Source organism: Streptomyces phaeolivaceus, assembly GCF_009184865.1.
Lineage (GTDB): Bacteria > Actinomycetota > Actinomycetes > Streptomycetales > Streptomycetaceae > Streptomyces > Streptomyces phaeolivaceus.
Map to the genome: position 1 here is coordinate 7,609,963 of NZ_CP045096.1, position 23,360 is coordinate 7,633,322.

Annotated in this window: 23 protein-coding genes, 5 tRNA genes and 1 pseudogene; 19 read left to right on the forward strand and 10 right to left on the reverse strand. The window is 70.5% G+C overall.

Annotation, left to right across the window (positions count from 1 at the left end):
* Positions 1-67 precede the first annotated feature (67 nt).
* Both F9278_RS35075 and F9278_RS35080 read right to left on the reverse strand, forming a co-directional pair.
* On the reverse strand, positions 68-481 hold the full coding sequence (locus F9278_RS35075) for a roadblock/LC7 domain-containing protein (RefSeq protein WP_005479910.1): 414 nt from the start codon (positions 479-481) through the stop codon (positions 68-70).
* Positions 482-490: 9 nt separating this feature from the next.
* On the reverse strand, positions 491-4,366 hold the full coding sequence (locus tag F9278_RS35080; protein ID WP_152171885.1) for a sensor histidine kinase: 3,876 nt from the start codon (positions 4,364-4,366) through the stop codon (positions 491-493).
* 604 nt (positions 4,367-4,970) lie between these two features.
* Here F9278_RS35080 and F9278_RS35085 point away from each other — a divergent pair.
* From F9278_RS35085 to gltX, 3 genes are all read left to right on the forward strand, one after another.
* The gene (locus tag F9278_RS35085; RefSeq protein ID WP_152171886.1) at positions 4,971-5,150 is read left to right on the forward strand and encodes a hypothetical protein; all 180 of its coding nucleotides are present in this window, start codon (positions 4,971-4,973) and stop codon (positions 5,148-5,150) included.
* A 250-nt stretch (positions 5,151-5,400) separates the two neighbouring features.
* Positions 5,401-6,177, forward strand: a complete 777-nt coding sequence (locus F9278_RS35090; protein ID WP_152171887.1) for a fumarylacetoacetate hydrolase family protein — start codon at positions 5,401-5,403, stop codon at positions 6,175-6,177.
* A complete protein-coding gene (gene gltX / locus F9278_RS35095) occupies positions 6,170-7,645 on the forward strand; it encodes a glutamate--tRNA ligase (protein ID WP_152171888.1) in 1,476 nt (491 codons plus the stop codon). Before F9278_RS35090 ends, gltX begins: the two co-directional genes overlap by 8 nt.
* A gap of 60 nt (positions 7,646-7,705) precedes the next feature.
* On the opposite strand, the gene F9278_RS35100 is transcribed toward gltX, so the two are convergent.
* Positions 7,706-7,990, reverse strand: coding sequence for a hypothetical protein (locus F9278_RS35100; RefSeq protein WP_152171889.1), 285 nt, complete (start codon positions 7,988-7,990; stop codon positions 7,706-7,708).
* A gap of 86 nt (positions 7,991-8,076) precedes the next feature.
* On the opposite strand from F9278_RS35100, the gene F9278_RS35105 reads away from it, so the two are divergent.
* The 6 genes from F9278_RS35105 (at position 8,077) to F9278_RS35130 (ending at position 9,446) form a co-directional block, all read left to right on the forward strand.
* Positions 8,077-8,808 carry an HAD family hydrolase gene (locus F9278_RS35105; RefSeq protein WP_152171890.1) on the forward strand — a complete coding sequence of 244 codons (732 nt, stop codon included), beginning with the start codon at positions 8,077-8,079 and terminating at the stop codon, positions 8,806-8,808.
* Between the two features lie 90 nt (positions 8,809-8,898).
* A tRNA-Gln gene (locus F9278_RS35110) sits at positions 8,899-8,970 on the forward strand.
* A gap of 58 nt (positions 8,971-9,028) precedes the next feature.
* Positions 9,029-9,101, forward strand: a tRNA-Glu gene (locus F9278_RS35115).
* Positions 9,102-9,164: 63 nt separating this feature from the next.
* A tRNA-Glu gene (locus F9278_RS35120) sits at positions 9,165-9,237 on the forward strand.
* Between the two features lie 20 nt (positions 9,238-9,257).
* Positions 9,258-9,329: transfer RNA gene (locus tag F9278_RS35125), tRNA-Gln, on the forward strand.
* Positions 9,330-9,373: 44 nt separating this feature from the next.
* A tRNA-Glu gene (locus tag F9278_RS35130) sits at positions 9,374-9,446 on the forward strand.
* 79 nt (positions 9,447-9,525) lie between these two features.
* Here F9278_RS35130 and F9278_RS35135 read toward each other — a convergent pair.
* Complete coding sequence (locus tag F9278_RS35135) at positions 9,526-10,170, reverse strand: MerR family transcriptional regulator (protein ID WP_152171891.1); 645 nt, start codon at positions 10,168-10,170, stop codon at positions 9,526-9,528.
* Positions 10,171-10,252: 82 nt separating this feature from the next.
* Between F9278_RS35135 and F9278_RS35140 the strand changes: the two genes are divergently transcribed.
* Entirely contained in the window at positions 10,253-10,762 is a 510-nt protein-coding gene (locus F9278_RS35140) for a DUF4188 domain-containing protein (protein WP_152174317.1), read from the forward strand.
* A 170-nt stretch (positions 10,763-10,932) separates the two neighbouring features.
* On the opposite strand, the gene ndgR is transcribed toward F9278_RS35140, so the two are convergent.
* The gene (ndgR, locus tag F9278_RS35145; RefSeq protein ID WP_003993203.1) at positions 10,933-11,649 is read right to left on the reverse strand and encodes an IclR family transcriptional regulator NdgR; all 717 of its coding nucleotides are present in this window, start codon (positions 11,647-11,649) and stop codon (positions 10,933-10,935) included.
* A gap of 197 nt (positions 11,650-11,846) precedes the next feature.
* On the opposite strand from ndgR, the gene leuC reads away from it, so the two are divergent.
* From leuC to F9278_RS35165, 4 genes are all read left to right on the forward strand, one after another.
* On the forward strand, positions 11,847-13,277 hold the full coding sequence (gene leuC / locus F9278_RS35150; protein WP_152171892.1) for a 3-isopropylmalate dehydratase large subunit: 1,431 nt from the start codon (positions 11,847-11,849) through the stop codon (positions 13,275-13,277).
* A gap of 6 nt (positions 13,278-13,283) precedes the next feature.
* Positions 13,284-13,877, forward strand: a complete 594-nt coding sequence (gene leuD / locus F9278_RS35155) for a 3-isopropylmalate dehydratase small subunit (protein ID WP_152171893.1) — start codon at positions 13,284-13,286, stop codon at positions 13,875-13,877.
* A 287-nt stretch (positions 13,878-14,164) separates the two neighbouring features.
* Entirely contained in the window at positions 14,165-14,395 is a 231-nt protein-coding gene (locus F9278_RS35160; RefSeq protein WP_152171894.1) for an SCO5555 family protein, read from the forward strand.
* Between the two features lie 138 nt (positions 14,396-14,533).
* Positions 14,534-15,187, forward strand: a complete 654-nt coding sequence (locus tag F9278_RS35165) for an HU family DNA-binding protein (RefSeq protein ID WP_152171895.1) — start codon at positions 14,534-14,536, stop codon at positions 15,185-15,187.
* Positions 15,188-15,282: 95 nt separating this feature from the next.
* On the opposite strand, the gene F9278_RS35170 is transcribed toward F9278_RS35165, so the two are convergent.
* Together F9278_RS35170 and cofC are read right to left on the reverse strand one after the other, a co-directional pair.
* Positions 15,283-15,486 carry a hypothetical protein gene (locus F9278_RS35170; RefSeq protein WP_152171896.1) on the reverse strand — a complete coding sequence of 68 codons (204 nt, stop codon included), beginning with the start codon at positions 15,484-15,486 and terminating at the stop codon, positions 15,283-15,285.
* Between the two features lie 9 nt (positions 15,487-15,495).
* Positions 15,496-16,146: a 2-phospho-L-lactate guanylyltransferase gene (gene cofC, locus F9278_RS35175; protein ID WP_152171897.1), complete on the reverse strand. Its 651-nt coding sequence runs from the start codon at positions 16,144-16,146 to the stop codon at positions 15,496-15,498.
* A 164-nt stretch (positions 16,147-16,310) separates the two neighbouring features.
* Between cofC and F9278_RS35180 the strand changes: the two genes are divergently transcribed.
* From F9278_RS35180 to F9278_RS35190, 3 genes are read left to right on the forward strand one after another with little or no spacing between them, the layout of a single operon-like run.
* Complete coding sequence (locus F9278_RS35180) at positions 16,311-17,132, forward strand: lysophospholipid acyltransferase family protein (protein WP_152171898.1); 822 nt, start codon at positions 16,311-16,313, stop codon at positions 17,130-17,132.
* The gene (locus F9278_RS35185; RefSeq protein ID WP_152171899.1) at positions 17,129-18,139 is read left to right on the forward strand and encodes an NAD(P)H-dependent glycerol-3-phosphate dehydrogenase; all 1,011 of its coding nucleotides are present in this window, start codon (positions 17,129-17,131) and stop codon (positions 18,137-18,139) included. Before F9278_RS35180 ends, F9278_RS35185 begins: the two co-directional genes overlap by 4 nt.
* Positions 18,140-18,198: 59 nt before the next feature.
* Entirely contained in the window at positions 18,199-19,356 is a 1,158-nt protein-coding gene (locus F9278_RS35190; RefSeq protein ID WP_152171900.1) for a D-alanine--D-alanine ligase family protein, read from the forward strand.
* Between the two features lie 128 nt (positions 19,357-19,484).
* Here the strand turns inward: F9278_RS35190 and F9278_RS35195 are convergent, their stop codons facing one another.
* Together F9278_RS35195 and F9278_RS35200 are read right to left on the reverse strand one after the other, a co-directional pair.
* Positions 19,485-20,006, reverse strand: a complete 522-nt coding sequence (locus F9278_RS35195; protein ID WP_152171901.1) for a DUF3515 family protein — start codon at positions 20,004-20,006, stop codon at positions 19,485-19,487.
* A gap of 20 nt (positions 20,007-20,026) precedes the next feature.
* Positions 20,027-20,260, reverse strand: a complete 234-nt coding sequence (locus tag F9278_RS35200) for an Lrp/AsnC family transcriptional regulator (protein WP_005479877.1) — start codon at positions 20,258-20,260, stop codon at positions 20,027-20,029.
* Positions 20,261-20,487: 227 nt separating this feature from the next.
* On the opposite strand from F9278_RS35200, the gene F9278_RS35205 reads away from it, so the two are divergent.
* Positions 20,488-21,453: a thiamine-phosphate kinase gene (locus F9278_RS35205; protein WP_152171902.1), complete on the forward strand. Its 966-nt coding sequence runs from the start codon at positions 20,488-20,490 to the stop codon at positions 21,451-21,453.
* Positions 21,450-22,259 (forward strand): bifunctional hydroxymethylpyrimidine kinase/phosphomethylpyrimidine kinase, encoded by an 810-nt coding sequence (gene thiD / locus F9278_RS35210; RefSeq protein WP_152171903.1) that lies wholly within the window; start codon positions 21,450-21,452, stop codon positions 22,257-22,259. Before F9278_RS35205 ends, thiD begins: the two co-directional genes overlap by 4 nt.
* Here thiD and F9278_RS47620 read toward each other — a convergent pair.
* Positions 22,234-22,784 (reverse strand): annotated as a pseudogene (locus tag F9278_RS47620) (FAD-dependent oxidoreductase); the annotation flags it as partial. The gene thiD and the pseudogene F9278_RS47620 overlap by 26 nt on opposite strands.
* Positions 22,785-23,360 lie beyond the last annotated feature (576 nt).

A 23,360-nucleotide genomic window follows, 5' to 3' on the forward strand; every position in this document is an offset into this window, starting at 1 on the left:
ACGGGGGCCGGTGGGGGGACTGTGTCGGCCGGACGGTGATGTGGTGAGTTCTGTGGATCCGCAGGCGTCAGTGGAGCAGACTGCCTTGGAGTTCGGCGCGCAGGTCGGGCGTGAGCACGGCGCCCGCGCGGTCGACGAGCAGCGCCATCTCGTAACCGACCAGGCCGATGTCGCACTCGGGGTGGGCGAGGACGGCCAGGGACGATCCGTCGGAGACGGACATCAGGAAGAGAAAACCGCGCTCCATCTCGACCACGGTCTGGGCCACGTCCCCGCCCTCGAAGATCCGGGAGGCCCCGGCCGTGAGCGAGGTGAGCCCGGAGGCGACGGCCGCGAGTTGATCGGCACGGTCGCGCGGAAAGCCCTCCGACATCGCCAGGAGAAGGCCGTCGGCGGACACGACGACGGTGTGGGACACCCCGGGGGTGTTGTCCACGAAGTTGGTGATCAACCAGTTGAGGTTCTGTGCCGCCTGGCTCATCTGGCTCAACTAACGCTCCTGCTGGTGAGTGGGGCTCGGGAAGCTGCCGGTCTGGCCGGTACCGGCCTGTCGACCCTGCGCGATGCCCCGACGGAGATTGGTCAGCCGGCCGCGTACGTCGTCAGGCGAACGCGAGACCTGCGGACCGGTTTGGTGCTGTTGCTGCTGAGCCGTGCCCGGCACGAGGTTGGCGCGCGGGACCCGGCGCGGCAGGCCGGAGGTGGTGACCCCGCCCGCCGAAGGCTGACGGGCTCGTTCGGCCTGGCGGACCAGGTCGTCGTTGGGTGTGCTGCGCCAGGTGGGGGAAGCGGGCGAGGCGGGGGTCGCCGGACGCTGTGGGGCGGCCGGAGTCTGGGGGGCGGGGGCGGCGGGCGCCTGCGGAGCGGAACCGTTGCCCTGCTGGTGGCCCGACTGCTGGCCGTTCTGACCGCCCTGACCGTGGAACCAGTTGGTCTCCAGCGTGTCGTACAGCGGGGTACGGCCGTCCATCGGACCCGTCGCCGGGGGCAGTGCCTCCGGCTCCTGCGGGCGCGCGGGGCGCTGCGGGGGCACCGGGGGACGCTGCGGCGGCACCGGCGGGCGGGGCGCGCCGTAGCTCGCCCCGTTCACCTGGGGCCGCTCGAACTGCCCGGTGTCCTGGCCGTTCTGCCGGCCGGGCGTACCGAACTGTCCCGTGTCCTGCGGGTTCTGCCGGCCCGGGACCCCGAACTGGCCGGTGTCCTGCGGGTTCTGCCGACCCTGCGCCGGGAACTGGCCCGTGCCGGAGCCGTCGTAGCCCGGCATGGCGAACTGGCCGGTGGACGACGGGTCGTGCGGGGCGCCCCGGGACGGACCGGTGGGCGCCGGCGGTGCGCCGGCCCCGCCGAACACATCGGGACGGACGAAGGATCCGGTGCCGTTCTGCGGCGCGGGCGTACCCGCGCCGGGACGCCGGCTGTCGAAGTCGGCACCCGGGGAACGGGGGAAGTCGGTGGGCGGGGCCGGAGCGCGACCGGGGTCGACGCGCGGCATCGGCGCGGTGACGTCCGGCTGCTCCTCGTGGCCGCGCGGGGCGTCCAGCGAGGCGCGGGGCACCGGCGGCTGCGCGTTGTCGTCGCTCCAGCTGGGCGTCCGCGACGTGGAGTTGCCGCCGGGCAGCTCGGCGCGTGCGCCACCGCGGCCGGGCAGCTGCGGACGGCGCCTGCCGGAACGTTCCTTGCCCTGCTTGGGCGGCACGGCGCCGGGACCGTTGTCGGCCCCGCCCGGCCGGCCCGCACCCGCGTCACCCGGACCGCCGGCCGGGCGCAGGCCCGAACCGCCGGAGGGGAAGCCGCCCTGGCGCCCGGAGTCGTCGAAGCTCTCGAAGCCGCCCGGGACACCGGTCCCGGCGGCCTGCAGACCCTGCGGGGCACCCGGCGCCTGACCGCCGCCGAACCCACCGGCACCGGCCGGCGGCCGACCGCCCTGCGGGGGAACCGGCGGACCGCCCTGCGGCCCACGCGGACCGCCGGGGTTGCCGAAACCGCCCGGACCGCTGGGGTTGCCGGGCAGCGCGGCCCGCGGACCCTGGCCCGCGCCGACCTGCCCACGCTGCGGAGGGGCACCGAGCAGACCGCCACCGGAGGACGGGCCGCCCAGCGGCGGACCCGACTGGTTGCCGGCCTGGCGACGCGCGGCGGCGGCACCGGCCGCGGCCTGTGCGGCGGCCGGACCACCGGTGGAGGGCACGCCCTGGCCGGGCTTGCCCGGGGTGGGCTTCTTGTTGCCCTGGGCCACGTCGACGGGAAGCATGACGAGCGCGGTCGTACCGCCCGAGTCGGACGGACGCAGCTGGATACGGATGCCGTGGCGCTGCGAGAGCCGGCCGACCACGAACAGACCCATGCGGCGGGAGACCGAGACGTCCACGGTGGGCGGCGAGGCGAGCCGCTCGTTGATCGCGGCGAGGTCCTCCGGGGAGAGACCGATACCGGTGTCGTGGATCTCGATCAGCACCCGGCCGTCGGGCAGCGCGTGACCGGTGACCTTGACCTTGGTCTGCGGGGAGGAGAACGAGGTGGCGTTCTCCAGCAGCTCGGCGAGCAGGTGCACGAGGTCGTTGACCACCCGGCCGGCGACCTCGGTCGTCGGCACGGAGGACAGTTCGATGCGCTCGTACTGCTCCACCTCGGACGCGGCGGCGCGGAGGACGTCGACCAGCGGGACCGGACGGGTCCAGCGGCGGCCGGGCTCCTCACCGGCGAGGACGAGGAGGTTCTCACCGTTACGGCGCATGCGGGTGGCGAGGTGGTCGAGCTTGAAGAGGGAGGACAGCTGGTCCGGGTCGGCCTCGCGGGACTCCAGTTCGGAGATGAGCGACAGCTGACGCTGGATGAGGCCCTGGGAGCGGCGCGAGAGGTTGGTGAACATCGCGTTGACGTTGCCCCGCAGAAGGGCCTGCTCGGCGGCGAGGCGGACGGCCTCGCGGTGCACGTCGTCGAAGGCCGCGGCCACCTGGCCGATCTCGTCCCGGGAGTGCACACCGACCGACTCGACGGAGGTGTCGACGTCCTGCGGGTCCGACTCCGACAGCTGCTTGACCAGCTCGGGCAGCCGGTCCTGGGCGACCTTGGTCGCCGTGTCCTGGAGGCGGCGCAGCGAGCGGATCATGGACCGGGCCACGACGAACGCGCCGACCAGGGAGACACCGAGGACGAGCAGGATCAGCGCACCGGAGATGATCGCCTCTTGCTCCGCGTCGGCGCGGAGGTTGCGGGCGGTCTGTTCCATCTCCTCGAGGAGCGAGCCCTCGATCTTCTTCATCTGCTCGATCTTGGCCGCGGAGTCGTCGGTCCAGTCCTTGTACGAGCGCTTGTCCTGGCCGCCCAGACCGCCCGCGCTGGCGAGGACCCGGTCCGCGTAGACGTCGGAGGCCTCGATGGTGGGGCTCGCGTCGTCGATCGGCCGGGTCAGTTCCTCGGCACCGGCACCGTAGATGTCGGAGAAGGTGCTGCGGTCGGACTCCTCGTTGGCGAGCGCCGCGTTGGCGTACAGCCGGTCGTTCTCGGAGAGGTCGCCGGCCTTGTCCTTGGTCTCGGGCAGGGCCGCCGCGATGACCGCGCGCTGCACGGAGGCGTACTCCTTGGCGGAGGAGAACGCCGCCAGGGCACGGGTCCGCTTGATCATGTCCGGGTTGCTGGTGGCCTCGGCCATGTCCGTGGACAGTTCCAGCAGCTGGTCGATCAGCCGGTGGTAGGCCTCGACCGTCTGCGTGGAGTTCTCACTGTCCACATACGCGTTCTTGCGGATGCTGCTGAGGTTGTACAGCTCGCGGACGACCCGGACGAGGCTGTCGCGGACACCGGGCATCTTCGTGGTGGTGTTCGCGGTCTCGGCGGCCTGGGTCGCGTCCGTGAACTGGACGCGGGCCTGGTCCGTCTTCTCGCGGGCGCCCTTGACCGTGTAGTCGGTGGCGTCCAGACCGTGCGCGAGGGGACCGGCCGACAGGTCGCGCTCCTGCTGGAGCGCGGTGGCCAGTTCGGTCGCCTGCTTGGTCATGTCGGTGAGCAGCCGCATGTTGTCGAGCTGCTGGATGTCGTCCACGTTGTCGCCGATGCGCAGGGCACCGAGCGAGGTCGCCGCCACCACGGGGAGCGCGAGCAGCGAGACCAGACGAGTCGAAATGCGCCAGTTGCGCAGGGCTATTCGGGAGCCGCCGCTTCCGCCGCCGGCATGGGGGCCGCCCTTGGGCTTCCCGGGTGCCGCGGGAGCAACTGACGTGCCGGGGCGCCCGGAGCGCTCCCCGCCGTCGCCGATCTCCGCCGGACCCGGGTTCTGGGCGTGCTGGGGGGAGGAACCGTTACCGGTTCCGTTGTGTGGCTCCGGCTCCGCCGAAGCGCTGCCATCCCTCTTGAAACGTCCCTGCACTAGCGTCGCAACCTCTGGACCAGGCGCCCCACCGCGTGAACGGCGGGACGGTGTCGGCGTCTTCGGGGACGCCCTGAATACGTCCCCAATTGGTGGTCGTGAGTGACCGGCGCTGGCTCCCCTCCACCGCCGCCAGGCGCTGTTGTTCTGCGCCCCTGCGCGCCGGCACGGTCCTGCGGCGGTCCGTGGAATTCCAGCACAGTGCCGGATCTCCAACAAGGCCAATGGGTAACGGTCTGTTCACTGTGACAGCATGTGAGGACTACGTCACCAGGCGTGGAAGGTGTTTCCCCCCTATTGCGGACATACCCGTGCGATACAGGGGGGTGAAGTGGGTGTCCCAGTCGCCATGATCAGGAGCGGAATGAGGGCTTCAGGTATCTGATGTCCGTTTCGTGGGGGCGCGTTGGCGGCCTGGATTGCCCGTTTTACCCATGGCTGAGTGAGCAAACTCACACGCCGATCGTGTCTTCTTCACGTCTTGACCCGGGAATCGGATGTTTAGCCTGACGCTTTACAGGGATGGCGAATCCGACAACCCGCGCTTGTGGGACGGCCCTTGCGGCCCGCCCGGCGCCCGCACATGACGAGGTCCAGGACAACAGTGAAGACGACGACGATGTTCCGCACGATAGCCAACCCCCGGCGTACGACGCTGGCCCACCTCGCCGACGCCGAGGACCTGCGCACACCGGAACTGGAGCACTCCGTCGACCTCCCCTCCGTGACCGCCAACCCCCGTCGGACGGTCCTGATGACGGTCCCGGTCCAGACGGCGGAGTAGTTGCACGCTCAAGTACGCGCGGAAATCGCCAATCGCTCAAGCGGATTCCTGTGAAGGATCGGCGGATTTCCGTGAGGCTTCGCGAAAGGGCGCCCGGCACCAGCCGGGCGCCCTTCCGTATGCGTACGCCGGTACGCGCGGGCGCCGCCGAGTCGCGCGTACGCCGGTAATACGCGAGGCGGGCACCCCGCCCCGCGTTAGCCTGGACCGTCAGACTCCAGCCAGCACAGTTAAGGGGCGCAGGCATCCCGTGCGCATCGCCAGGTTCTCCATCGACGGGAACGTAGCCTTCGGCGCGGTCGAGGGCGACAAGCCGGACGAGCTCGTCCTCGACATCATCAAGGGCATCCCGTTCGCGGACTTCGAGCTCTCCGGTACGAAGGTCCCGGTCAACAAGGTCAGGCTGCTGCCGCCGGTGCTCCCCAACAAGGTCGTGGCCTTCGGCCGCAACTACGCCGAACACGCCCGCGAACTGGGCAACGAGGTCCCCGACGCCCCCTTCGCCTTCTTCAAGCCCGCCACCTCGGTGATCGGCCCCGGCGACGAGATCCAGTACCCGTCCTTCTCCGAGGACCTCCACCACGAGGCCGAACTGGCCGTCGTCATCGGCCGACTGTGCCGCGAGGTCCCCCGCGAACGCGTCAAGGACGTGATCTTCGGCTACACCTGCGCCAACGACATCACCGCCCGTGACGTCCAGAAGCGCGAGAAGCAGTGGGCGCGGGCCAAGGGCTTCGACACCGCCTGCCCGCTGGGCCCCTGGGTGGAGACCGACCTCGACCCGAGCGACCTGACCATCCAGCTCACCGTCAACGGCGGGCAGCGTCAGCTGGGCCGTACGAGCGAGATGATCAACTCCATCGAGGACCTGATCGTCAACATCACCGAGGCCATGACGCTGCTCCCCGGCGACGTGATCCTCACGGGCACCCCGGCAGGGGTCGGCCCCCTCAACGTCGGCGACGAGGTCGCCGTCACCATCGAAGGCATCGGCACTCTCACCAACAAGGTGATCAAGCGTGGCTAACGGCTCCGTCCGCGTACGTTTCTGTCCGTCCCCGACCGGCAACCCCCATGTGGGCCTGGTCCGCACGGCCCTGTTCAACTGGGCGTTCGCCCGCCACACCGGCGGCACGTTCGTCTTCCGCATCGAGGACACCGACGCGGCCCGCGACTCCGAGGAGTCCTACGGGCAGCTCCTGGACTCCCTGCGCTGGCTGGGCTTCAGCTGGGACGAGGGCCCCGAGATCGGCGGCCCGCACGCGCCGTACCGCCAGTCGCAGCGCACGGAGACGTACCGGGAGGTGGCCGAGAAGCTCAAGGACGCCGGCCACGCCTACTCCTGCTACTGCACCGCCTCCGAGCTGGAGGAGCGCCGCGACGCCGCCCGCGCCGCCGGCCGGCCCTCCGGCTACGACGGCAAGTGCCGCGAGGTCACGGCCGAGCAGAAGGCCCGGTACGAGGCCGAGGGCCGCGAGCCGATCGTCCGCTTCCGGATGCCCGACGAGACGATCACCTTCACGGACCTGGTCCGCGGCGAGCTGACCTTCACCCCGGAGAACGTGCCGGACTACGGCATCGTCCGCGCCAACGGCGCCCCGCTCTACACCCTCGTCAACCCGGTCGACGACGCCCTGATGGAGATCACCCACGTCCTGCGCGGCGAGGACCTGCTCTCCTCCACGCCCCGCCAGATCGCCCTCTACAAGGCACTGATCGAACTGGGCGTCGCCAAGGAGGTCCCGTCCTTCGGCCACCTGCCGTACGTGATGGGCGAGGGCAACAAGAAGCTCTCCAAGCGCGACCCCGAGTCGAGCCTCAACCTCTACCGGGAGCGCGGCTTCCTCCCCGAGGGCCTGCTCAACTACCTCTCCCTGCTGGGCTGGTCGCTCTCCGCCGACCAGGACATCTTCACGATCGAGGAGATGGTCGCCGCCTTCGACATCGCCGACGTGAACCCCAACCCGGCCCGCTTCGACCTGAAGAAGGCCGAGGCGATCAACGCCGACCACATCCGCCTGCTGGACGTGAAGGACTTCACCGAGCGCTGCGCCCCTTGGCTGAAGGCCCCGTTCGCCCCCTGGGCGCCGGAGGACTTCGACGCGGCCAAGTGGGAGGCCGTCGCCCCGCACGCGCAGACCCGTCTCAAGGTCCTCTCGGAGATCACGGACAACGTCGACTTCCTGTTCCTGCCGGAGCCGGTGGCGGACGAGGCGTCCTGGACGAAGGCCATGAAGGAGGGCTCCGACGCGCTCCTGCGCACGGCGCGGGAGAAGCTGGAGGCGGCCGACTGGACCGCGGCCGAGTCCCTGAAGGAGGCCGTCCTGGCCGCCGGCGAGACCCACGGCCTCAAGCTCGGCAAGGCCCAGGCCCCCGTCCGCGTCGCCGTCACCGGCCGCACGGTCGGCCTGCCCCTTTTCGAGTCCCTGGAGATCCTGGGCAAGGAGAAGACCCTGGCGAGGATCGACGCGGCCCTGGCGAGGTTGAGCGCGTAACGGCCGCACAGGTGAGGGGCGGTACCCGGAGGTCCGGATACCGCCCCTCACCGCGTGGGCTCAGATGGCGTCGTTCTCGTCGATCAAGTAGGAGCTCTCGTCGAAGATCTCCAGCACCACGACCACCATGACTGCGCCGGCGACCATGTACTCCAGCATCACTCCGGGGGCCACGTACGCCTTGCGAAGGTGCTCATCGGGTCCCAACTGAGCGGTCGAGTGCTTGCGGAAGGGGTCACGGGCCAGTACGCGCACGGCCCTGTCCAGCTGGGCCTGGCGCTCTCCGGGCAGAGCGTCGTACGCCGCGCGGGCCTCTACGGTGAACTGGACGCGGTACTCGTTCATGGCTGTGACTCGGTCTTTCACTCGTCGGTACCACCACGTTAGGGCATCCGCCCTACGCGCGGCCCTGCTCCGGCTACGGTCGTTCCATGAACATCAAGGCCGTGCTCTGGGACGTCGACGACACCCTTTTCGACTACACCGAGGCCGACCGGGCCGGTATGAGGGACCATCTCGCGGCGGAGGGCCTGCTGCTCGGGTACGGCTCCGTCGAGGAGGCGCTCACCCGCTGGCGCGAACTCGGCGGCGTGCACTGGCGGCGGTTCGCGGCGGGCGAGGGCGACTGGGAGGCCACCCGCCGCGACCGGGTACGGGACTTCCAGGGCCGCCCCCTCACCGACACGGAGGCCGACGCCTGGTTCGAGCGTTACGTCGCCCACTACGAGCGGGCCTGGTCGCTCTTCCCCGACGTCGTGCCCGTACTGGACACGCTCGCCGCCAGCCACCGGCACGCGGTGCTCTCCAACTCCAGCCTCCCCGTCCAGGAACGCAAGCTGCGCGCCCTCGGTGTGTGGGACCGCTTCGAGACGGTGCTGTGCGCCGAGCAACTGGGCGTCCACAAGCCGGCCGCCGAGGCCTTCCATGTCGCCTGCGAGGCCCTCGAACTGCCACCGCACGAGGTCGCGTACGTCGGCGATCACCCGGAGATCGACGGACGGGGCGCCGCCGACGCCGGTCTGCTGTCCGTGTGGATCGATCGCGGAGACCTCCACGCGACCGTCGACCCGCCCGTGGGGCCGCACCGGATCGTCACCCTCGCCGAACTCCCCGCGATCCTCGGCTCGGATACCCGTTTTGGAGCGCCGTCCACCTTCGGGTAATGTTCTTCCTGCGCCGCCGGAGAGCGGGCCGAAAGGCCGGAACCGACGGGGCAAGCTAGAACAAGATCCCCACAGGGGCTTGAGTTCCAGTGGCCTATGGTGTAATTGGCAGCACGACTGATTCTGGTTCAGTTAGTCTTGGTTCGAGTCCAGGTAGGCCAGCTCGCAGATGCATTGATCCACACATCGCATCTGCACAAGCGGAAATCAGATCCGCGAAGCCCCCGTTGTGTAGCGGCCTAGCACGCTGCCCTCTCAAGGCAGTAGCGCCGGTTCGAATCCGGTCGGGGGTACAGATCCTTCCCGCGAAGGTGGACCAGGGTAGCTCCCACCACCATCGATGCAGGATCGCTAGGGCCCCCGTTGTGTAGCGGCCTAGCACGCCGCCCTCTCAAGGCGGTAGCGCCGGTTCGAATCCGGTCGGGGGTACTGACTGGTCTAAACCACATTGGTCTATGGTGTAATTGGCAGCACGACTGATTCTGGTTCAGTTAGTCTTGGTTCGAGTCCAGGTAGACCAGCTGGGACCTGCGGCGGTGTAGTATCAAACGCTTGCAGGCTCCACGCCCCCGTTGTGTAGCGGCCTAGCACGCCGCCCTCTCAAGGCGGTAGCGCCGGTTCGAATCCGGTCGGGGGTACGCATCGAGAAGGCCCTCCACTTCGGTGGGGGGCCTTCTTCGTGTGCCGGTCACGCGCCCCGGCCGCTCGACCGCCCGGCTACTCGATCCCGTAGCGTCGCGCCGACTCCACCTCCTGGGCCAGTCGGTGCAAGGAGCGCAGCACCGGTTCGAAGAGCACCGCCGACGAGACCGCCGTCTCCACCTTCTCCGTGTCGGACTCATAGGTCTCCAGACGATCCAGGTCCCGCACGGCCGCCCGGTACATCAACTCGGCGTACGGACGCATCAGTTCGGCATCGCACGGATAGCCGAGCCGCAGCAGTGTCGCTACCAGCGCGACCAGCGAACGGTGTACGGGGGAGAGGGGGCCGATCTCCCGCGCCGACTCCCAGCCCAGCGTCCGCAGCAGCCGGTCCACCTCGGCCGCCGCCGCGACCGTAGCGGGGTCCTCCTCGTCCGGGTCCGGGGCCTGGGGCAGCGCCCACAGGGCCGCGCCGAGCCGGATCGTACGGCCCAGCGACTCGTCGTCGACGTGCTTCAGCACCTCCCGGGCGTTCGCCACCGGCACCTTGCCCACCTGGATCAACGCCCGCACCAGCCGCAGCCGCCGCAGATGCTCCTCGTCGTACTCCGCCGTCGTCGCGTTGATCTGGCGGCCCGGCGCCAACAACCCCTCGCGCAGGTAGTACTTGATCGTCGCCGTGGACACCCCGCTGCGCTCACTCAGCTCCGCCAGCCGCATTTCTGTTGCGCCTCTCCTTGGGAAGTGTCACTATCCAAACATGGATGGTCGGATAGTGCCGCTCACCAATGAGGGGGAGTCCATGTTCGGAAAGCGGGTCAACCCGGGCCGTACCACCGCGGGCGCCGAGGGCGAGGTGGTGGTCCTGCTGATCGGCGTACGGATCAACCACTTCTGGGCCGTGCGCCACTGGATGCCCGTGCTCACCGCGATGCCCCGGATGCTGCGGGAACTGCGCAGGGACCCGGGCCGGGGACTGCTGAACGCCGTGCTGCTCACGGCCTCGCCGCGTACCTACTACGTCGTCCAGTACTGGGAGTCCAAGGAGAAGCTCTACGGCTACGCGCACGCGCCCGACGCGTTCCACCGGGTGGCGTGGGCGGCGCTCAACCGCAAGGAGCGGAAGGGCGGGAGCCGACAGCATGTGGGGCTCTGGCACGAGACGTATGTGGTGCCGGAGGGGTCGTACGAGTCGATCTACGCGGACATGCCCGCGTTCGGGCTCGCGGCCGCGACGGGGGCGCTGCCGCTGGAGAAGCGGGGGAGGTCGGCGAAGGAGCGGTTCGCCCACCGGCCGGGGGTGAGTGCGTGAGTGGGGTGGGTGCCTAGTCGCCGTGGGGGGAGCTGTGGTCTGGCGGCTGCGGGTTCGATGTGGTTGCTCGCGCAGTTCCCCGCGCCCCTGACGGGACAGGGGTGACCCTCATGCGAAAAGGCCTGCCGCGGCGTTGGGGCAGGCCTTCTCGCATGGTTGGACGGGGGTGGTCAGCCGGTGCGGCGTAGGGCCTCCGAGAGGCGGCCGGCGGCGTCGATGACCGCCTGGGCGTGCATACGGCCGGGGTGGCGGGTCAGGCGCTCGATGGGACCGGATACCGAGACGGCGGCCACCACACGGTTCGACGGGCCGCGCACCGGCGCGGAGACCGAGGCCACGCCCGGCTCGCGCTCGCCGATGGACTGGGCCCAGCCCCGGCGCCGTACCCCCGACAGGGCCGTGGCCGTGAAGCGGGCGCCCTGGAGGCCGCGGTGCAGCCGCTCCGGCTCCTCCCAGGCCATGAGGATCTGGGCCGAGGAACCGGCTTTCATCGTGAGGGTCGAACCGACCGGGACCGTGTCCCGCAGGCCGGAGAGCCGCTCCGCGGCGGCGACACAGATACGCATGTCGCCCTGCCGGCGATAGAGCTGCGCGCTCTCGCCCGTGATGTCGCGGAGGTGGGTGAGCACCGGGCCCGCGGTGGCGAGGAGGCGGTCCTCGCCGGCGGCCGCGGCCAGCTCGGCCAGTCGCGGACCGAGGATGAATCGGCCCTGCATGTCGCGTGCCACCATGCGGTGGTGTTCCAGAGCCACGGCCAGGCGGTGGGCCGTGGGTCGTGCGAGTCCCGTGGCGCCGACCAGACCCGCGAGGGTGGCCGGACCGGACTCCAGAGCGCTCAGGACCAGGGCCGCCTTGTCCAGAACGCCGACGCCGCTACTGTTGTCCATGCAACGATACTCGCGTCTCACTCTGTGAAACGCAAGTTCAATTTCGCGTGGACCTTGCCACTCTGGAAGCAGAACAACGAACGGCTCGCGGACCAACGAGCCCGGCGGCCGGCGCTCATACGAGGGGTACGTGCGCTCGCCACCTCCGATATCTCTAGTTGGGCCGGCGCTCGGACAAGCCGGCCGGAGGGAAAGCGATGGGTAGGACACTCGCGGAGAAGGTCTGGGACGACCATGTCGTCCGGCGCGCCGAGGGCGAGCCCGACCTCCTCTTCATCGATCTGCACCTGCTGCACGAGGTGACCAGCCCCCAGGCCTTCGACGGTCTCCGCAAGAGCGGGCGCAAGGTGCGCCGGCTCGACCTGACCATCGCGACCGAGGACCACAACACCCCCACCCTTGACATCGACAAGCCCATCGCGGACCCGGTCTCCCGCGTACAGTTGGAGACACTGCGCGCCAACGCCGCCGAGTTCGGTGTGCGGCTGCACCCGCTGGGCGACGTCGAGCAGGGTGTCGTGCACGTCGTCGGCCCGCAGCTGGGTCTGACCCAGCCGGGCATGACCGTCGTCTGCGGCGACTCCCACACCTCCACGCACGGCGCCTTCGGCGGTCTGGCGTTCGGTATCGGCACCTCCCAGGTGGAGCATGTGCTGGCCACCCAGACGCTGCCGCTGGTCCGCCCCAAGACCATGGCCATCACCGTCGAGGGCGAGCTGGCCGACGGCGTCACCGCCAAGGACCTGATCCTGGCGATCATCGCCAGGATCGGCACGGGCGGCGGCCAGGGCTATGTCCTGGAGTATCGCGGTCCCGCCATCGAGCAGCTCTCGATGGAGGCCCGGATGACCATCTGCAACATGTCCATCGAGGCCGGCGCCCGTGCGGGCATGATCGCCCCCGACGAGACCACCTTCGCGTACCTCAAGGGCCGCCCGCACGCCCCCGAGGGCGAGGACTGGGACGCGGCCGTCGCGTACTGGCGGACGCTGCGGACGGACGACGACGCCGAGTTCGACGCCGAGGTGATCATCGACGGCACCACGCTGGCGCCGTTCGTCACCTGGGGCACCAACCCCGGCCAGGGCGCGCCGCTTTCGGCGTCCGTCCCCGACCCGGCTTCGTACGAGGACGCTTCGGAGCGCCTCGCCGCCGAAAAGGCCCTGGAGTACATGGGGTTGGAGGCCGGCCAGCCGCTGAAGTCCATCAACGTGGACACCGTCTTCGTAGGTTCGTGCACCAACGGCCGCATCGAGGACCTGCGCGCCGCCGCCGAGCTGATCAAGGGCCGCAAAGTCGCCGACGGCGTACGGATGCTGGTCGTCCCGGGCTCCGCGCGGGTCGGTCTGCAGGCCGTCTCCGAGGGCCTGGACATCGTCTTCAAGGAGGCCGGCGCCGAGTGGCGGCACGCGGGCTGCTCGATGTGTCTGGGCATGAACCCGGACCAGCTGGCCCCGGGTGAGCGCTCCGCGTCCACCTCCAACCGCAACTTCGAGGGGCGGCAGGGCAAGGGCGGCCGTACCCACCTGGTCTCCCCGCAGGTCGCCGCCGCGACGGCCGTGCTGGGCCATCTGGCGTCCCCCGCCGACCTGACCGACGCCACCGCCCCCGCGCCCGCTGGAGTCTGAACAGCCATGGAAGCATTCACCACACACACCGGCCGGGCCGTCCCGCTGCGCCGCAGCAACGTCGACACCGACCAGATCATCCCCGCCCACTGGCTCAAGAAGGTGACCAGGGACGGCTTCGAGGACGGGCTGTTCGAGGCCTGGCGCAAGGACGAGACCTTCATCCTCAACCAGCCCGAGCGCGAGGGCGCCACCGTCCTGGTCGCCGGCCCCGACTTCGGCACCGGCTCCTCCCGTGAGCACGCGGTGTGGGCGCTGCAGAACTACGGCTTCAAGGCCGTCATCTCCTCCCGCTTCGCCGACATCTTCCGCGGCAACTCGCTCAAGAACGGCCTGCTCACGGTCGTCCTGGAGCAGAAGATCGTGGACGCGCTCCAGGAACTCACCGAGAAGGACCCGCAGGCCGAGATCACCGTCGACCTTCAGGCCCGCGAGGTGCGCGCCGAGGGCGTCACCGCCTCCTTCGAGCTGGACGAGAACTCCCGCTGGCGGCTGCTGAACGGCCTGGACGACATCTCCATCACCCTCCAGAACGAGGCCGACATCTCGGCGTACGAGGCCAAGCGGCCCTCGTACAAGCCGAGGACGCTGAAGGTCTGATCCGGCGGCGCGGGCCACCCCTCGGGCGGCCCGCGCAAGGCGGATTCCAGCCACCGCGACACCCCCAGGTACCCCCAATCGTGCACGGTTGGGGGTACCGCCATGTTCGGGTTCGGAGACCTTCGAAGTCCTGTGCAGAAAGGTTTCAACTCCCCTAGTTACAAAGGCGATTGCCGGGGTACGCGCACCATGGTGCGGCCACCGCCGGGGGTGCTTCCAAGGCCCCCGGGAGACGGCAGTTGCCCCCTGCGCAGGCGACAACTCGCCCCAGATGGCACAATCTGTGCATGGAACACGACGGCCAACTCAAGCTCTATACGGCGGTCGCGGGCCAACTCAAGGAAGCGCACACAAGAGTGCGCGCACTGCAAGTCCCGGAGGGCGTACGCATGGCGCTGACCCGGAAGCTGCTGGTCATTACGGCCGTGGCCAAGCACGATCTCGCCGACGCGGCAAGGCGGCTGGAGAGCTTCATGACGGACCTCGACGAGGGGCGAATGCCCGCGGGGGAACGCTGAAGGAACTCCATGACCGCCGAGTTCGTTGCGGCACAAGGGTGATAAGCCCGTTTCGTGTTTGATTTGCGGTATATATCTGCCTAACGTGCGAAAAAGCTTGAACACTTTCGTTCTGGCGATGTCTCCGAAGGGGAAGACGTGAACAAGGCGCAGCTCGTAGAAGCGATTGCGGACAAGGTCGGCGGGCGTCAGCAGGCCGCCGACGCGGTCGACGCCGTTCTGGACGCCATCGTCCGCGCGGTCGTCGCCGGCGACCGGGTGTCGGTCACTGGCTTCGGTTCGTTCGAGAAGGTCGACCGGCCGGCCCGTTACGCCCGCAACCCGCAGACGGGTGAGCGGGTTCGGGTCAAGAAGACCTCCGTGCCCCGTTTCCGCGCGGGCCAGGGTTTCAAGGACCTGGTGAGCGGCTCGAAGAAGCTTCCCCGCGGTGGCGAGGTCGCGGTCAAGAAGGCGCCCAAGGGCAGCCTGAGCGGTGGGGCTTCGGCGACGGTCAAGAAGGCGGTGGCGAAGAAGACCACCGCGAAGAAGGTGACCGCCCGCAAGACCACCGCCGCGGCCAAGAAGACGACGGCCGCCGCGAAGAAGACCACGGCGAAGAAGACGACCGCCAAGAAGGCCACGACCAAGTCGGCGGCGGCGAAGAAGACGGCCGCCAAGAAGACCACGGCGGCGGCGAAGAAGACCGCGGCGAAGAAGGCGCCGGCCAAGAAGGCCACCGCGAAGAAGGCGCCGGCCAAGAAGTCGACGGCTCGCAAGACGACCGCGAAGAAGACGGCCGCGCGTCAGGCGTAGAACGCTTGGTACTCACACGCACCGGGCCGGGCTCCCTGTTACTTGGAGCCCGGCCCGCGGCGTGTGCAAGGGCGTGGCCTTGAGTAGGAATCCGTTCAGAACGTCTGCAGGGTGATCAGGGTGATGCGCGGGTTCTCCGCCTCGCCGTCCGTCTCGATCCTGACCCGCTGGCCCGGCCGGAGCAGACGCAGGGCGCCCGCGTCGAAGGCCGGGGCGTCGAAGGGGAGCGGGGTGCCGTCGTCCAGGAGGACCTGGCCGGTGCGGGTGGCGGGGTCGTAGGTGTACGCGGTGGCCTGCATGGCCGCAGCCTACTGGCCGGGGATCAGCAGACGCGCGGCCGCGGCGGCCGTACGGGGACCGACGCCGAGACCGAGGGCGGCGCGCAGGTCGTCGCCGGTGTCGACGTCCTGGCGTACGGAGTCGACGGCGGTCGGGGCGAGTTCCACGGCGCCGGAGCGGCGGTGGCGCAGGCGCGAGCCGGGGCCGAAGACGGGGGAGAGGTCATGACCGGGGGTCGCGGCGAGCAGGGTGGTGCCGGTGCCCGCGGCGTCCGGGAGGAAGGAACGGGGGAATTCGGCTGCCGCGTTCAGGACGCGGGTCAATTCCTCGGGGCGCAGAGCGGGCAGATCGGCGTTCAGAGCCGCTACGGGGCTTTGCGGGCGTATATCCCGGACCATCGCTGTTCCGTGCCGCAGCGCGGCGTTCAGGCCGTCCGGGGAGCCGTTCCGGGGATTCTCGGGGACGGTGCGGGCGCCCAGGGCCGCCAGTTCGCGGGCGGCGAGCGGGTCGTCCGTGACCACCACCACACCGTGCACCGCCGCCGCGGCCAGGGCCGCGGCCACGGTGTCCTGGGCGAAGGCGAGGGCCAGGCCGGGGCGCACCGCGTCCGCGGCGGTGTCCGAGAGTCTGCTCTTGGCCCGCGCCAAGGGCTTCACGGGTACGACCAGGGTCCACTGCACGGGGGTTACGTCCCTCTCTTGTCGCCGCCATTGTCACCTGGGCGCAATGGACCGTCGCGGGGCGGGGCGTACGGTGTTCTCGACAGACCGGCAGCCCGGGGCGACACTTGTGCGGCTCCGGGCCCCGGAACAGGCCCTGGGAAGTCCTAGAGGAAGGTGTCCGCGTGCCCCGCCGGAGAATCGGCTTCTGGTACCGCCTCGCCGCGGTGATCGCCAAACCACCCCTGGTGGTGCTGATCAAGCGGGACTGGCGTGGAATGGAGAACATTCCGGCCGAGGGTGGATTTATCACCGCCGTGAACCACAATTCGCATGTCGATCCCTTTGCGTACGCCCATTATCAGTACAACAGCGGCCGGGTTCCGCGATTTCTCGCGAAGAGCGGTCTCTTCGGCAAGGGATTCATCGGCGCCGTGATGCGCGGCACCGGACAGATCCCCGTCTATCGCGAGAGCACCGACGCGCTGAGCGCCTTCCGGGCCGCGATCGACGCCGTGGAGCGCGGCGAGTGCGTCGCCTTCTACCCCGAGGGCACCCTCACCCGCGACCCGGACGGCTGGCCCATGACCGGCAAGACCGGCGCCGCGCGGGTCGCCCTGCAGACCAGGTGCCCGGTGATCCCGGTCGCGCAGTGGGGCGCCAACGAACTGCTGCCGCCGTACGCCAGGAAGCCCAGCCTCCTGCCGCGCAAGACCCACCATGTGCTGGCCGGCCCGCCCGTCGACCTGTCGGCCTTCTACGGCCGGGAGATGAGCCCCGACCTGCTGAAGGACGCGACGGAGGTCATCATGGCCGCCGTCACCCGCCAGCTGGAGGAGATCCGCGGCGAGCAGGCGCCCGAGACGCCGTACGACCCGAAGCGGGAGCGGATCGAGCAGCGGCGCAGGTCCGCCCGCGCGGTCGAGCACCGGCGGCCCGAGCAGCACAATGGAGCGTTGCGGGGGCAGCAACGTCCCGAACGTCAGGAAGAGGGGCAGGGCAAGTGAGCAAGCCGGTCAAGGCGGCCGTGTTCAGCGCCGGTTCATGGGGCACGGCCTTCGGTACGGTGCTCGCCGACGCCGGGTGCGAGGTCACCCTGTGGGCGCGCCGCGCGGAGGTCGCGGACGCGATCAACTCCACACGGATCAACAGCGACTACCTGCCGGGCCTGGAACTCCCGGGGAACGTGCGGGCCACCACGGACCCGGCCGAGGCCGCCGCCGACGCCGACTTCACGGTGCTGTCCGTACCGTCCCAGACGCTGCGCGCCAACCTCGCCGAATGGGTGCCCCTGCTGGCCCCCGGCACTGTCCTCGTCTCCCTCATGAAAGGCGTCGAACTCGGTTCCGCCATGCGGATGAGCGAGGTCATCGAGGACGTCGCCAAGGTCGGGCAGGACCGTATCGCCGTCGTCACCGGGCCGAACCTGGCGCGGGAGATCGCCTCCCGGATGCCGGCCGCCTCGGTGGTCGCCTGTACCGACGAGGCCGTGGCCCAGCGGCTCCAGACCGCCTGCCACACCCCCTACTTCCGCCCGTACACCAACACCGACGTCGTCGGCTGCGAGCTGGGCGGCGCGGTGAAGAACGTCATCGGGCTCGCCGTCGGCATCGCGGACGGCATGGGCCTCGGCGACAACGCCAAGGGCTCGCTCATCACCCGCGGTCTCGCCGAGACGACCCGGCTCGGTCTCGCGATGGGCGCCGACCCGCTCACCTTCGCCGGACTCGCGGGCCTCGGCGACCTGGTGGCGACCTGTTCCTCGCCGCTCTCCCGGAACCACACCTTCGGCACCAACCTCGGCAAGGGCATGACCCTCCAGGAGACCATCGCGGTCACCAAGCAGACCGCCGAGGGCGTCAAGTCCTGTGAGTCCGTACTGGACTTGGGGCGCCGGCACGGCGTCGACATGCCCATCACGGAGACGGTCGTCGACATCGTGCACGACGGCAAGCCGCCGGTCGTCGCCCTCAAGGAGATGATGTCGCGCAGTGCCAAACCGGAGCGACGCTGAGCGAAAGCGACCGTTCGGGCACTGACTGGCGTCCTACCAACGGGTACTCTCATCGCGATATGAGCACCGAGAACCTCCCCCAGAGCCCTCAGCAGCCGTCCCGCAAGCCGCGCGTGGCCGTCGTCTTCGGCGGCCGAAGCTCGGAACACGGGATCTCCGTGGTCACGGCCGGCGCCGTCCTGCGGGCCATCGACCGGACCAAGTACGACGTCCTGCCGATCGGTATCACCCGGGAAGGCCGCTGGTTCCTCACCGCCGACGAACCGGACCGCATGGCGATCACCGACCGCCGTACGCCGAGCGTCGAGGATCTCGCCGAGTCGCGGGAGGGCGGTGTGGTGCTCCCCGTCGACCCCGCCAACCGCGAAGTCGTCTACAGCGAACCCGGATCGGTGCCCAAGGCGCTCGGCGAGGTCGACGTCGTCTTCCCCGTCCTGCACGGTCCGTACGGCGAGGACGGCACCCTCCAGGGCATGCTGGAGCTGTCCGGTGTCCCGTACGTCGGCTCGGGCGTCCTCGCCTCGGCCGTCGGCCAGGACAAGGAGTACATGAAGCGGGTGTTCACCTCCTTCGGGCTCAAGGTCGGCCCGTACGTGGTGATCCGGCCCCGCGAGTGGCAGCTCGACGAGTCCGCCGCCCGGAAGAAGATCATCGACCTCGCCGGTGAGCACGGCTGGCCGCTCTTCGTGAAGCCGGCCCGCGCGGGCTCCTCGATCGGCATCACCAAGGTCGACGACCTCGCCGGGCTCGACGAGGCGATCGCCGAGGCCCAGCGGCACGACCCGAAGATCCTGGTCGAGGCGGCGCTGCGCGGCCGGGAGATCGAGTGCGGCGTCCTGGAGTTCGAGGACGGCCCGCGCGCCTCCGTCCCGGCCGAGATCCCGCCGCCCGAGGCCCACGCGTACTACGACTTCGAGGCCAAGTACATCGACTCGACGCCCGGCATCGTCCCGGCCCCGCTCACCGAGTTGGAGACCGCCGAGGTCCAGCGGCTCGCGGTCGACGCCTTCGAGGCGGCCTCCTGCGAGGGCCTGGTCCGCGCGGACTTCTTCCTCACGGACGACGGCGAGTTCGTGATCAACGAGATCAACACGCTCCCCGGCTTCACCCCGATCTCGATGTACCCGGCGATGTGGAAGGCGAGCGGGGTCGAGTACGGCGAACTGGTGGACCGTCTGATCCAGGCCGCGCTGCACAGGTCGACGGGCCTGCGCTGAGACGAGCCCCTGATGGGCCGCGAGGCCCAAAAGGGGCGCGGGGCTGTGTCGATGTGCGGCTCCGCCGCGTGGGCGCGACCAGCCACGATCCGGCTCGCAGCCTCCCGACGGCCTCTCGAGGCACCCCCTCAGGAGGCCACTCCCTCAGGAACCGCCTGCTTGATGGCAGGCGCCAGCCCGACCAGGATCGGCGACGTGTCCTCCGCGGCCCGCTCCGCCGTCACGGACACCTCCACATACGCGGAGCGATTCGCCGTGGTGAAGCGGTAAGCCCCCCCGTCCCGCTTCTCCATCAGCCAGTTCACCCCGTCCACCACCCCGGCCAACGCGTCGGCGTCCCGCCCCTCCGCCACCCCGGGGTCGATCATCTTGGGCGGCTGGGGTACACCACAGCGCAGTATGATCACCGCGTCACCCCAGCCCGCCGTCAGCTCGGAGGCCGGCCGCGGATCCCGGCGGCCGAGACCGTCCACCTTCCGCGGCAACACCTTGTCCAGGTTCCGGCACAGTTTCACGGCGGCGGCCCCCGTGCTGGGAACCGCCGCCGAGCCGCCGTCGTCTGCTGAGGAGCAGCCCGCGACGGCGATCAACGACATGGCGAGGACGGGCAGCCCGAGGCGAGCGGGGCGCCGGTGACGGAACGAGTTCACCGGCCAAGGGTAGACGGGGGCTACAGATGCACGACCGGGCAGGTCAGGGTGCGGGTGATCCCGTCCACTTGCTGGACCTTCGCGACCACCAGCCGGCCGAGATCGTCGACGGTGTCGGCCTGGGCGCGCACGATGACGTCGTACGGACCCGTCACGTCCTCGGCCTGGACGACACCGGGGAGCTTGCTGATCGTGTCGGCGACGGTCGACGCCTTGCCGACCTCCGTCTGGATCAGGATGTACGCCTGTACCACGGAACCTCCAGGGCGGCCACGAGGATCATGTGGATCATGTCGGGAAAAGGAACGCCACGGTATCGCGTCGCCGAGCGCCAGGGGGAGACCCGTGGAGGCCGCGCCGCACGCACCGGGGTGCGGGGACGACGGAAGTTGACGGTCCACTCGACCGTACCGAGGACGAGAACGGCCCGCGACCGGGCGCCTGTGACACTGGAAGCGGCACAAGAAGGGGCGATACGACGATGAAGGGCACCGTGGGCGAGCTGGGGGAGTTCGGGCTCATCAGGGAGCTGACCTCCCGGCTCACCACCACCCCGGCGGTCCGGGTCGGCCCCGGCGACGACGCCGCCGTGGTGGCGGCGCCGGACCGCAGGGTCGTGGCGAGCACCGACATCCTCCTGGAAGGGCGGCACTTCCGCCGCGACTGGTCCACGGCGTACGACGTCGGCCGCAAGGCCGCCGCGCAGAACCTCGCGGACATCGCCGCCATGGGCGCCGTGCCCACCGCGCTGCTCCTCGGCCTGGTGGCGCCCGTCGAACTCCCGGTGACCTGGGCCACCGAACTGATGGACGGCCTGCGCGACGAGTGCCAGGTGGCCGGCGCGGCCGTGGTCGGCGGTGACGTGGTGCGCGGCGACACCATCATGATCTCGATCACCGCGCTCGGTGATCTGCGCAACCACGAGCCCGTGACCAGGGGCGGCGCCCAGCCCGGCGATGTGGTCGCCGTCACCGGCTGGCTCGGCTGGTCCGCCGCCGGGCACGCCGTGCTCTCCCGGGGCTTCCGCTCGCCCCGCGCCTTCGTGGAGGCCCACCGGCGGCCCGAGCCGCCGTACCACGCGGGCCCGGCCGCCGCCTCGCTCGGCGCGACCGCGATGTGCGACGTCAGCGACGGGCTGATCGCGGACCTGGGGCACATCGCCGAGGCGAGCAAGTGCCGGATCGACATCCGCTCCGGCGCGATCGACATCCCCACCCAGATGCACGACATCGGGCAGGCCGTCGGCGTCGACCCCCTCCAGTGGGTGCTCACCGGCGGCGAGGACCACGCGATCGTGGCGACCTTCCCGCAGGACGTGAAGCTGCCCGCGCGCTGGAAGGTGATCGGGGAGGTCCTCAACCCCTCCGCGCTGCCCCAGGTGACCGTGGACGGGGCGCCCTGGACCAGCAAGGGTGGCTGGGACCACTTCGGGGACATCGAGTCATGAGTCCGGCTCCCGTACGGGTCCTGACCGTGGCCGGCTCCGACTCCGGTGGCGGGGCCGGGATCCAGGCGGACCTGAAGACGATGCTCGCGCTCGGCGTGCACGGCATGAGTGTCGTCACCGCCGTCACCGCGCAGAACTCCCTCGGCGTGCAAGGCGCTTGGGAGCTTCCGGTGGAGGCCGTACGGGCCCAGTACCGCAGTGTCGTCGACGACATCGGCGTCCGGGCGGTCAAGACCGGCATGCTCGCCTCCGCCGAACTCGTCGAGGCCGTCGCCGAGTTGCTGGCCACCACGGACGCCCCGGTGGTCGTCGACCCGGTCGGTGTCTCCAAGCACGGCGACCCGCTCCTCGCCGCCTCCGCGCTGGACTCCGTACGGAAAAGACTGCTGCCGACGGCCACCGTCGCGACCCCCAACCTCGACGAGGTCGCCCAGCTCACCGGCGTACGGGTCGAGTCGGAGGCCGGGATGCGGGAAGCGGCCGAGGCCGTGCTGGCGTACGGGCCCCGGTGGGCGCTGATCAAGGGCGGGCATCTCGCGGGCGACGCCGTCGACCTGCTGACCGACGGCTCCGCCGCGCACTGGCTGCGCGCCCCCAGGCACGACAACCGGCACACCCACGGCACGGGTTGCACCCTCGCCTCCGCGATCGCCTCGCACCTCGCCCTGGGACGGACCGTCCCCGAGGCCGTGACGGCGGCCAAGGAGTACGTCACCGGCGCGATCGCCGCCGGGTTCGCGCTCGGCGGGGGGATCGGGCCCGTGGACCACGGCTGGGCCCTCACACGGGGTACTCCGGCAGCTTGATGTTCGTCGCCGACCTTTCGGTGAGGCGCTTGAAGAAGCCGGCCGGCGGGCGGGAGGCCGGCAGTCGGTACATACGGTCCCGGCTGCGGATCCGCCGCTCGGTGGGCGGCGCGAAGAACGGCCCGGCGTTGCCCGAGGTCTTCTGGCAGCCCTTGGCGAAGTCCCGGATCCGGGGCTCGTACGCGGCGAACGCCGTACGGTGGTCCCCGCCCGCCAGGGCGAGTTCACCGGCCAGGACGTAGGCGCCGACGACCGCCGCACCGGTGCCCATCCCGCCCCTCGTGGCGCCGTACCCCGCGTCCCCGAGCAGCGCCCCCGGCCCTCGGTGAGCCGGTCCACATGGATCTGGGCGATCGCGTCGAAGTACAGGTCGTCCGCCGTCTCCAGCGCCTTGAGGACGCGCGGCCCCTCCCAGCCCATCCCCGCGAACCGCTCGGCGAGGATCCGTTTCTGCGCGGCCACGTCCCGCCGGTCGTACGACAGCCGCTCGGACCGGAAGACCAGCAGCGCGCCCGCGCGGTCGGGGGCGTCGGCGGTCCCCGGTGCGGGGCCGTGGGTGCCGTTGTCCGCGTGGGTGTCGTGGGTGTCCAGCCGGGTGCCGAGGCGGTCGGCGAGTTCGTGGACGGACAGGGTGCGCAGCCGGGCGGCGGCCAGTTCGCTGGCCAGGGGAAGACCGGCGAGGGCGGCGCAGATGTCGGCCCCGCGCGCGTGCGCGTCCGCCACAGCCCCGCGCGCGTGCTCCTCGCCGGAGCCGCTCCCCAGGTCGGGGCGTACGGCCCGCGCGCGGTCCAGGAACAGGCGGCCGGCGGACTCCGGGGGCAGCGGCGGGACCGGTACGAGGATCTCGCCGGTGATACCGAGGGACTCCCGGCTGATGGCCAGGACCCGGAGACCGGGGCAGCCGCCGAGCAGCAGACCGACGGGCCGGGCGGCCTCCTCGACGAGGTGCTCGCAGTGGTCGAGCACGAGCAGCAGTTCGCGTTCCTCAAGGGCGGCCAGCAGCCGTTCCGCGGCGCCTGCGACGGGGCTCCCCGGCGCCCGCGTGCCCTCCCGGACGCCGAGGGCCGCGAGGACGGCGTACGGGATCTGCGCGCCGTCGGT

Excerpts from the sequence above, each read along its gene's own strand:
- F9278_RS35160 (WP_152171894.1), top strand. The coding sequence starts at position 14,165 with ATGGAACACGACGGCCAACTCAAGCTCTATACGGCGGTCGCGGGCCAA.
- leuD (WP_152171893.1), top strand. The coding sequence starts at position 13,284 with ATGGAAGCATTCACCACACACACCGGCCGGGCCGTCCCGCTGCGCCGC.
- F9278_RS35135 (WP_152171891.1), bottom strand. The coding sequence starts at position 10,170 with ATGCGGCTGGCGGAGCTGAGTGAGCGCAGCGGGGTGTCCACGGCGACG.
- F9278_RS35100 (WP_152171889.1), bottom strand. The coding sequence starts at position 7,990 with ATGAACGAGTACCGCGTCCAGTTCACCGTAGAGGCCCGCGCGGCGTAC.
- ndgR (WP_003993203.1), bottom strand. The coding sequence starts at position 11,649 with ATGGACAACAGTAGCGGCGTCGGCGTTCTGGACAAGGCGGCCCTGGTC.
- F9278_RS35140 (WP_152174317.1), top strand. The coding sequence starts at position 10,253 with ATGTTCGGAAAGCGGGTCAACCCGGGCCGTACCACCGCGGGCGCCGAG.
- F9278_RS35105 (WP_152171890.1), top strand. The coding sequence starts at position 8,077 with ATGAACATCAAGGCCGTGCTCTGGGACGTCGACGACACCCTTTTCGAC.
- leuC (WP_152171892.1), top strand. The coding sequence starts at position 11,847 with ATGGGTAGGACACTCGCGGAGAAGGTCTGGGACGACCATGTCGTCCGG.
- thiD (WP_152171903.1), top strand. The coding sequence starts at position 21,450 with ATGAGTCCGGCTCCCGTACGGGTCCTGACCGTGGCCGGCTCCGACTCC.
- F9278_RS35170 (WP_152171896.1), bottom strand. The coding sequence starts at position 15,486 with ATGCAGGCCACCGCGTACACCTACGACCCCGCCACCCGCACCGGCCAG.
- F9278_RS35190 (WP_152171900.1), top strand. The coding sequence starts at position 18,199 with ATGAGCACCGAGAACCTCCCCCAGAGCCCTCAGCAGCCGTCCCGCAAG.
- F9278_RS35205 (WP_152171902.1), top strand. The coding sequence starts at position 20,488 with ATGAAGGGCACCGTGGGCGAGCTGGGGGAGTTCGGGCTCATCAGGGAG.
- F9278_RS35075 (WP_005479910.1), bottom strand. The coding sequence starts at position 481 with ATGAGCCAGGCGGCACAGAACCTCAACTGGTTGATCACCAACTTCGTG.